The following is a 2,882-nucleotide window of genomic DNA, read 5'->3' as shown; positions in this document are numbered from 1 at the left end:
GCGGTTTGGGTGGTCATCTGGCGGAGGGCGTCCATGGCTTTTTCTGCCTGGAATTCCATGATGAAGCCGATGAGGGCATTGAGGAGGATGACCACGGCGATGGCGATGGCATCCAGCCATTCTTTAAAGAACAGGGACATCCCCATGGCAATGAGCAGCAGGTAGATCACCGGGCTCATGAACTGGTGGAGGAGGATCAGCCAGGGGGATTCCCGTTGGGTGGCGGAAAGTTCGTTAGGCCCGTGCTCGGCCAGGAGCTGTCCCGCTTTTTCAGGGGAAACGCCGGCCGAGGGGTCTGTCCCGAACTGCCGTAGCAATTCAGTGGTTGCAATAGGGTGAAATTCCATGCGGCAAGTATTAGGATGTCAAGACTTTACAAATCAGCAACAAATTTGTTTCCGAAACGATGACACGAACATGATTTTATATGGAAAATTCGTTGTAAATTAAGTTCAACATTCAGACTACCTATAACTGTTACATCATATGCCAGCGCGTATCTTAGCTCTCGTGTGCGTTTTCGTCATGCAGGCCCGTGTCCTGCAGGCGCAAGACCTTCATTTTGACGGCATTTATTCCGCCAGGACCGGTCATGTGTCCGATTCTTCCGCAGACATCCACACTTACCTTCGATTCTACCCCGATGGGGCGGTAATTCTGCAATCCGTGACATCCGGCGACGCCCGGAGCGTGGCCGGATGGTTCGGCCGTTACAAGCAATACGCGCAAAAAGGGACCTATACAATGCAAAATGGCCAGCTGGTCATGCAACTCACCAATGAAAAAGCCATCACTACCGGCCAGGCCGGGGGCACTTCCACCTACCTTCACGGCAAACTGGTCGACGGCCGCCTGGAACTGACTGACACCACCGATTGCAGCGAATTCAGCTACGCCTTCCATTCCGTACAGGATACTACCGTTGTTAAATACAACCGTTACCAGCCCGAACTGCGCCTTGCCGGCGAATGGTTCATCCGGGAAGGCGTGCGCGACGCGAAGCAACAGGTTACCTTCACCAACGCCGATTCCACCGTTATCGCCATCTGCGTGATGCCTGGCGAAGCGCTGGATGTATTCGTGCGGGAGCGCACCGATTTCGAAAACGCCCTTGCCTATTACAACTGGGATAGCCGCACGCTCCGCGACGAAGCCCGCATGACCGTCCGCAAGCTCTCCGAAAACCGCGAGAAAGCCTATATCTGCTGGCAAGCCAAAAACGGGCAGCAGAACATGTACTTCCTGTTCGGCACCCGCGGCAACCTCCTCTTCAACTGCATGATCAAAGCCCCGGATATGCCGGAGCAGGACAAGATCGACCTCCTCGAGAAAGTCTACGAAATGAATCACTTGTAAACCGTATACAACGGCTTCCAGTTGCTCTTCGGCTCAAAATGGTTCCAGATCACGGCGGAAACGTTGCGGATCAGGACTACCGCTTCATTATCATCCGCCCAGCGCTGATCTTTATTATTTTTTGTTGCCACGTGGAAAACGTAATCGCCATGCGGCGCATTCACCAGCACCACTTCCGAACGCGTAGCGTCTACCGATCCGGTTTTATGGGCAGCCTGCACGTACGGCGGGAGCTGGGACAGGGAGGATTCGTCGTAATAGCCACGGCACATCAGGCGGTACATGCGGTCGCTCGCGGCGGGACTGATAATTTCTCCTTTGAAGATCATTTTGACCAGGCGCGCCATTTCGCGGGGCGTGGTTTGCCCCCACCCGTAGATTTTCCAGATGTCCTGGCGGCCGGGGGTGCGGGAATTGACACGGGTATTCTGGAAGCCGTATTGCGCCATGATTTCGTTCACGCGCTGGCCACCGCCCGCGAGGGCCTGGTTCCAGAGCGAAGTGGTATTGTCGCTGTACGACATCATGAGCGCAGCCAGCACGCTCACTTCGGTGGCGGCACTGTCTTTAAAGAACTGCATGATCCCCGAGCCGCCGTACTTCGCGGAATCGCGGTACACCATCGGCTGGTGGTATTTGATCTCCCCTTTCTCGATTTTATCGAACAGCCCCACCAGCAACGGCACTTTCACGATGCTGGCGGTCGGGAATACCGTGTCGGCGTTGATGGCCACGAAACGGCCCGTTTTCAGGTGCTCGACGTAAATGCCCACTTCACCGTGAAAGGCGTTGGCCAGTTCGGTGAGTTTGGCGGTGAGCTTGCGGTCTTCTTTCTGGGCAAAAGCCGCAAACGGCAGGATCAATGCAAGGCTGAGGAGGCGGAGGCGATAGCGGTTGTTTGGCATGGTGGAACATCCCGGGTTTGGTTAGGATGTTCCAAAATAAAAAAAATCGCGGGCATTGCCTATGGTTACACGCCAACATGCAGGAAGAGATTGACGCCCTCGGGCTCACGTTCCACTTTGACCTTATCGGGGGACGCGCCGGCACGGAGGGCCAGCTCACGCAAATGCGCCGCGGATCGGTGGATGAGGTACCATTCACTGATGATTTCCATGTAGCCGCGGGTGGGGTTATGGTCGCCGAAATTGCCGATGATCACTTCGCCGCCGGGCTTGGCCCATCCCATCATCTTTTGCAGCAGGCGAACAAATACGCCATCTTCGAAATAATCGAACAGCCCTGCGCTCCACACCACATCGAATTGCTGGTTCGTATCGAAGCGGAACACGTTGCGGTGGATGAATTCCACCTGGCCGAGGCACGCCGCGTTCAGCTCCGTGGCGTAGGCGATGGCTTTGTCCACGCCAGCGCGGAATTCGTCCACGCGGTTGGGGTCGCAGGCAATGCCGCGCTCACCGGCATCCCAGTCACCAGCGGGCAGGTTGTGCAGAACAATCTTCAGGCCCGTCGCGTCCAGACGTTCCTTGATCTCTTCCACGGTGTGAGCGTAGGGAAAGAGGAAT

3 protein-coding genes and 1 pseudogene are annotated in these 2,882 nt (G+C 55.9%); 1 reads left to right on the top strand and 3 read right to left on the bottom strand.

All coding sequences use genetic code 11. The features are described from left to right. A partial coding sequence (locus Q0510_RS23070) for a cation-transporting P-type ATPase (RefSeq protein ID WP_298717046.1) occupies positions 1-347 on the bottom strand: 347 nt, incomplete at its 3' end. A gap of 139 nt (positions 348-486) precedes the next feature. Here Q0510_RS23070 and Q0510_RS23065 point away from each other — a divergent pair. After that, entirely contained in the window at positions 487-1,356 is an 870-nt protein-coding gene (locus Q0510_RS23065) for a hypothetical protein (RefSeq protein ID WP_298717044.1), read from the top strand. Here the strand turns inward: Q0510_RS23065 and Q0510_RS23060 are convergent. Both Q0510_RS23060 and Q0510_RS23055 read right to left on the bottom strand, forming a co-directional pair. After that, positions 1,347-2,261, bottom strand: a complete 915-nt coding sequence (locus Q0510_RS23060) for a serine hydrolase (RefSeq protein WP_298717041.1) — start codon at positions 2,259-2,261, stop codon at positions 1,347-1,349. The two genes, Q0510_RS23065 and Q0510_RS23060, sit on opposite strands and share 10 nt — an antisense overlap. A 65-nt stretch (positions 2,262-2,326) precedes the next feature. Beyond that, positions 2,327-2,882, bottom strand: a pseudogene (locus tag Q0510_RS23055) (hypothetical protein); the annotation flags it as partial.

The organism is uncultured Chitinophaga sp. (assembly GCF_937874145.1).
GTDB lineage: Bacteria > Bacteroidota > Bacteroidia > Chitinophagales > Chitinophagaceae > Chitinophaga.
The sequence above is the reverse complement of the archived record's forward strand: the minus strand, read 5'-3'. Positions and strand labels throughout refer to the sequence as shown.